Below are 5,739 nucleotides of genomic sequence, written 5' to 3'. Positions count from 1 at the left end.
TATCACTTGTTGCTTCGGCACTACTACTTGTTGTCGCTGCATTGCTTGTATCACTTGGTGTTGCAGCACTACTACTTGTTGTCACTGCATTGCTTGTATCACTTGTTGTTGCAGCACTACCACTTGTTTCTGCATTGCTTGTATCACTTGTTGTTGCAGCACTACTACTTGTTTCTGCATTGCTTGTATCACTTGTTGTTGTGGCACTACTACTTGTTGTCGCTGCATTACTGGTATCACTTGATACTTCACTACTACTTGTTGTCGCTACATTGCTGGTATCATCAGGACTTACTTGACTGCCCTTACTTAATATAGTTGAGGATACCGTATCACCTTTAACGACATTAACCTGATAATTAGAGAGCAAGAGCCCCCCGCTAATAAAAATGATGGAAAAGACCCAGCCCCCATTCTGCTTATACATTTTATAATGCTCTTTTTCATTCAACTTTCTGTTCATTAGAAATTATTAATCCCCCTTTTTAATAACGATTTTACTATAGCATCCGGGTTCTTTCGTGTAAACGGTTTCTAAAGGCAATCTTCACCTTTTTTGTGCTTAAAAAGTTCTCTTGTGTTTAAGAAAATTCTTGAAATAACATAAAACTAAATAATAAAAACCATCTCACTTACTGAAATCTTACATAGTATTTATCTAGCCCTAATGATTAATAAACTTCATATTTGGTATCGCTTTAATTGATATGTTATGCTTTATTTGGTCCACAAAATGATTGGAGATGTTTTATAATGGACGGATTACATTCAACAATTACCTTAAATAACGGCGTTAAAATGCCGCGCTTTGGTCTGGGGGTTTGGAAAACCGATAACCATACGTCTCGCGATTCGGTTGCGACCGCCATTCAAAATGGCTATCTGGGAATTGATACTGCACGACAGTATGGTAATGAGCAAGGAACTGGTGCTGGCATTAAGCTTGGCTTGGAACAATCGGGGTTAAAACGCTCCGACCTCTTTGTCACAACTAAACTTTATAATGGTGAACAAGGAAACTATGACCAAGTTTCTAGAGCATTTGAAAATCAACTAAAAGATTTGGGGCTGGATTATGTCGACCTTTATTTGATGCACTGGCCGGTAGATAAGACTTACCTCGAGAGTTATCATGCAATGGAACGATTGTATCGTGAAGGCAAGATTCGAGCCATTGGTGTTTCTAATTTTGACAATGACCGAATGAGAAAACTGCTTGATGAAGCTGAAATCATACCAGCCGTTAACCAAATGGAATTCAATCCAACTAATCAGGAACATGGAATTTTAGAATTTGATCGTAGTCATAAAATTGAAATGACAGCGTGGTCTCCGCTTGGCGGTGGAGCATCTTTGACAGATCCAGTCATTGAGGCTTTAGCTAAAAAGTATGGACGTTCAACCGCTCAAATTATTTTACGTTGGGAATGGCAGCGGAATATTATCACAGTTGTGAAATCTACCCATGGAAAGCGAATTATTCAAAATAGCCAGATTTTTGACTTCTCATTGAGTGCTGAAGATGTTCAGCAAATTGACAAACTTGATCAAGGAAAGCGCGCTCTTTGGTACGATGACTTTCAATGGCATAATTCCAAAGGTGCATTCGCTAACAGCATAGACCAGTGGTCCGATACTAAAAAGTACTAACAGTCTGGCTTTTCAATAGAAAAAATGTTTGGTAAAAATAACTAGATTTTAAAAAAGAGTGGACGATCAGATACTCCGGTTATACCTATCTGTTTCATCCACTCTTTTTATACTATTAACAAATATACGCAATTAAAAATAAGCCTGTCCCAAAATTTTTTTGACACGGGCTTCCTATTAAACTTTCAATAACTAATCCTAATGTTTCAGTGATTTAATCTACGATGTATCTACTTAAAGTAGGACAATTTTATCAACTAATAAGCTAAGAGATCATCAACCAAAGTATCATGATTTTCAACTTAAACTACTTTAAAAGACTAATGATTGTTTGTCCTATACCAAAAGTACTCTCCCAATCATTGGTAAAATCATTAACAGCTTGTTGAATGGCAGGATGATTTAGTCCAGTTGCAATTAAAGATGGATCAACAGTGACCGCTTGTGCTCCATTGGCTAATGCAGTTGTAATTTGGTCAACATTATGAAAGCTTGCAGCTAAAATTTCAGTTTGAGCGCCATTTCTTTTTATCGCATCTGCGAATTCCTTGATTACTTCTGGAGCACTAATTCCCATATTCTGCATTCGATTATAGTAAGGTGCAATATAATCTGCACCAGCTGAAATTGCCAAAAGCCCTTGTAACTTAGTATAAATAGCAGTAGCCGTTACATTATGACCCGCTTGTTTCAGCTTTTTGATGACCTCCAATCCGGTTAAAGTTGTTGGAACCTTAACATAGGTCTCAGGGCCAACTTGTTCAAAAATAGTTTGTGCATCATCAAGCATTTCACTAACGGTTTGTCCAACCAGCTGGATATGCAGGGTAGCACTGGGACCAATTATTTGCCGGATTTGCTTCATGTGATTAAAAAAATCAATTTTTCCTTGTTTTTTTACAATACTTGGATTAGAAGTTACTCCTGCCACCGGTAATGCCTTAGCATATTTTTCAATACAAGCTAAATCAATAGTATCTAATAAAAATTCCATGATAGTGACCTGCCTTTCCAAATTATGAGATTTGCTCAGTTCGTTCAATAACCACTTTACTATAGCACCATTGTCTTTTCACGTAAACGCTTTCTAAAAAATGGATTATCCCTTTTTTATAGCTAAAAGGTCTTCTTAAAATAGTACAACACTAAATGATAAAAAACGCTCTTTTTTATAAATCATTCCACATAAAAAGCCATGCCTCCCTTTTGGAAGCCATGGCTTTCATTATTTATTATCGTTTGTTCTTAAAGTTTTTCCTTAATTCAAAATCTTCAACTTTTCATTCAAGTCATACAAACGACCTGTTAACATGAGTTGTAATGGTTACATTCTTGCTTTCAAGTAACTCAAGGACGATTTCATCTTTCCAAAATAAACTCAAAAATGTCCTGCCAAGTCTAACATATTAAGGCATTATCCCAAAACTGTTTTGATATTGGCAAATTCTCTGATTCCCAAGTTGCTTAACTCACGGCCATAACCAGACTTTTTAATACCACCGAATGGTAATTCTGGTAATGAAGATAATGGTTGATTAACAGCAATTTGCCCAGTTTCGATTTTTGAAGCTAATTTGCGAGCTTTATCTAAATTCTCAGAATAAATTGCACCACCCAGACCATAATTCGAATGGTTTGCCAGTTCAACGATTCCCTTTTCATCGTCAACTTTGTAAAGCTGAGCAACTGGTCCAAATAATTCGTGATCGTACATTGGATTATCATATGTCATTCCGCTAATAATCAAAGGCTTAAAGAAAGCTCCTGGACCTTCAACTGCCGTTGGATCGCCCCACAAAACTTTTGCACCACCATCTAAAACAGCCTTGATCTGTTTTTGCAGATTCTGCTGAGCACTTTTTGAGGATAGTGGAGCTAACGTTGTTTTTTCATTCAAAGGATCACCGGGTTGATATTTGGCAAATTCTTTTTTGATAGCTGTTAAAAATTCATCATAGATTCCACTTTGAACTAAGTAACGTTTAGCAGAAGTACAAGCTTGTCCGGCATTACGTAAACGCCCACTGACAGCACCGGCCACAGCTTTTTTCAAATCAGCATCATTTAGGACAATGCAAACATCTGTGCCGCCAAGCTCCATTGTTGATTTTTTCAGATTATGACCAGCCTCAGCTGCTATCAGCTCGCCTGCTTTTTCTGAACCAGTCAAAGCCACACCTTGAACCCGCGGATCACCGATCATCTGGTTGACCTGATCATAGGTCGCAAATATATTTTTAAATGCACCTGTTGGTAGGCCTGCTGCTTTGCAAGCATCATCAAATGCTTGGGCACATTCCGGAACAATGCTGGCATGTTTGAGGATTACTGGATTACCAAGAATAAAATTGGGTGCAAAAACACGCATAACTTGAGTATATGGAAAGTTCCAAGGCTCAACAGCAACAACTGCGCCAATCGAACTGAATTCAAGATGTGCTTTGCGACCAGCCATGGCAGTATAATCTTGATCTACCAAAGCAGCCGCTCCATTCTCAACATAGTAACGAGCGAAGGCAACTGTTTTTTTGACTTCTCCTCGGGCTTCACTAATCAATTTACCCATGTTAGCAGTCAAAAAGTTAGCATAATAATCAGCCCTTTTAGTAAATTCATCAGCTAGGGCAGCCAGCTGTTCTGCCCGCTGTTCAATTGGCTGTTCCTTAGCCTGTTGGTAAAAATTATTTGCATCTGTTAAAGCTTGTTCAACCTCTTCATCCGTTGCTGCAGGAAATTCTTTGATCAATTCTCCATTATATGGATTAACTACACGATATGACATTAAAAATCTTCCCCTTTCTTCTCTAGCGATAATACACTGTCATTATAATAAAAAATTGCTGATAAAAGCAATCACTCTTGTTAATTATCAAAAGCTTCCTGTCAATAGAATAGTATATGTAGCTTAGTTTTCATTCATTTCCTCTTACTATTTTTTTTTAATAATTTTTACATCAAATCATAAAATTATTAATCATAAACACACTATGAGCTATTCGGGAGTGTGACATAAGTCAGTAAAATTTGCTATGAGTGATTTGAGGTTAAATGGAAAATTTTGACTTATGGAACACGTTTATCCGGAATAGGTAGAGGAGAGGAACCAGGGTAAAATTTCACTTTTGGCCCAACCCCATTACACTCAGAGGTACATTATGACTTGACCTTGTCCTGTGATTATGACAAATAAAAAGGGAACCCAATTCAGAATTGAGTTCCAAAATAATAATATATATTTAAAGGTTAATTTGCTTCTATTTTCAAGCTTATTGCCTTGAATTAGAAAGAAGTCAGCAGAAACGTTAATTATAAGATTTGTATTTGTGATATACTTGACAAAAATAATATTGGAGGGATTTTTTTGTATTCCTATACTGAAACTAGTTTTTTCTTATTTTTTCTTGCTGCGTTGTGCATTTTTATGATGCTGCTATTTTCAAGAAGAGTATCTAAAACTTTAAAAAAAATCAATAAGCCTAAAATTCAGTATACATCTTTGATTAAAAATTATAAAAAAGATAATTTAATTTCTATTGATGAAATCAAATCTCTCTCTGCTATTAATAGCTACCCGTTTACTTTATTTTTTTTCAGGACATTTTCTTTCAACCTTCTACTCTTTTTTTTCTCCGTTATTGTAGCCCTTTTTTATTCTGGATTTTACATCCAAATTAGGCCGCTACTCTTTGTATTATTTCTGTTATGGGAAATACTTTGGCTGTTGTCCTACATTGTTTTAAAAAGAAAAAGTATTAATTTACATTCACAGATAAAAAATAAAAAGCCAGTGCTTCTTAGAAATCCTAATATTGTTAATTTGACTATCCAATACGACCAAAAAATTTTACCACTAATAAAAGAAATTACATTTTCTGTCTGGCTTATTGCAATTTTTATGAATCTCGCATTATTATTGTTGGTTTCTTTTTTTAATTTTTCTCGTTTTTGATCACCGCTATTAGAGCTGCAAGTCCGCTTAAATTGAATAATAGTACTTAACAGAAAAAGTATTGATTTTGTAGACCTACTATATTTGGTATACTGAATATGAATAAAATAGGGAGATGTTTTTATTGAATATCAATCATT

Annotated in this window: 4 protein-coding genes and 1 pseudogene; 2 read left to right on the top strand and 3 right to left on the bottom strand. The window is 35.7% G+C overall.

The features are described from left to right. Nucleotides 1-463: pseudogene (locus IV36_RS12250) on the bottom strand (beta-fructosidase); the annotation flags it as partial. Between the two features lie 290 nt (nucleotides 464-753). Here IV36_RS12250 and IV36_RS09090 point away from each other — a divergent pair. Next, nucleotides 754-1,650: an aldo/keto reductase gene (locus tag IV36_RS09090; protein ID WP_056991879.1), complete on the top strand. Its 897-nt coding sequence runs from the start codon at nucleotides 754-756 to the stop codon at nucleotides 1,648-1,650. Between the two features lie 307 nt (nucleotides 1,651-1,957). Here IV36_RS09090 and IV36_RS09085 read toward each other — a convergent pair whose 3' ends face one another. Next, nucleotides 1,958-2,644, bottom strand: coding sequence for a fructose-6-phosphate aldolase (locus IV36_RS09085; protein WP_056991877.1), 687 nt, complete (start codon nucleotides 2,642-2,644; stop codon nucleotides 1,958-1,960). Between the two features lie 420 nt (nucleotides 2,645-3,064). Further along, the gene (locus tag IV36_RS09080; protein WP_056991875.1) at nucleotides 3,065-4,432 is read right to left on the bottom strand and encodes an NAD-dependent succinate-semialdehyde dehydrogenase; all 1,368 of its coding nucleotides are present in this window, start codon (nucleotides 4,430-4,432) and stop codon (nucleotides 3,065-3,067) included. 579 nt (nucleotides 4,433-5,011) lie between these two features. On the opposite strand from IV36_RS09080, the gene IV36_RS09075 reads away from it, so the two are divergent. Continuing rightward, the gene (locus IV36_RS09075; protein ID WP_056991874.1) at nucleotides 5,012-5,599 is read left to right on the top strand and encodes a hypothetical protein; all 588 of its coding nucleotides are present in this window, start codon (nucleotides 5,012-5,014) and stop codon (nucleotides 5,597-5,599) included. Nucleotides 5,600-5,739: the final 140 nt, after the last annotated feature.

This window comes from Liquorilactobacillus mali (assembly GCF_001437155.1).
GTDB lineage: Bacteria > Bacillota > Bacilli > Lactobacillales > Lactobacillaceae > Liquorilactobacillus > Liquorilactobacillus mali_A.
This window is presented reverse-complemented; position numbering and strand designations above follow the sequence as displayed.